1 pseudogene is annotated in these 448 nt (G+C 49.6%); it reads left to right on the plus strand.

Annotated elements, in window-relative coordinates:
* Nucleotides 1-448, plus strand: a pseudogene (locus AB4585_RS23300) (deca-heme c-type cytochrome); the annotation flags it as partial.

The raw sequence follows: 448 nt of genomic DNA on the forward strand, positions 1-448 counted from the left end.
AAAGTGTACCACTTGCCATATGCCAGAGACGACCTACATGCAGGTGGATCCAAGGCGAGATCATAGCTGGCAAATCCCAAGACCAGACCTCAGCACCCATTTAGGCACGCCTAATGTGTGTACCTCTTGCCATGAAGACCAAACCAATGAATGGGCATCTGAGTCATTAGCAAAATGGTTTCCTAATTCCAAGCATCAAAATCAACAGCATTTTGCAGTGGCATTTTATGCGGCGGGAATTGGCTATCAAGGAGCAGAGGATGCGCTGGCCTATACAGTGCAAGATAATACTCAGAGGGATATTATCAGAGCCTCCGCCACCAGTCGTTTAGCGCCTTATCAAGGAAAGAACACAACAGTGGCGCTTGCGCGGGCAGTGAAGCATGACAGTGAGTTGATTCGAGTTTCTGCGGTGCAGGGTTCTGCCGGCTTTGAACCAAGAGACCGC

The sequence above is a fragment of the Vibrio sp. 10N.222.49.C9 genome, from assembly GCF_041474985.1.
Taxonomy (GTDB): domain Bacteria; phylum Pseudomonadota; class Gammaproteobacteria; order Enterobacterales; family Vibrionaceae; genus Vibrio; species Vibrio crassostreae_C.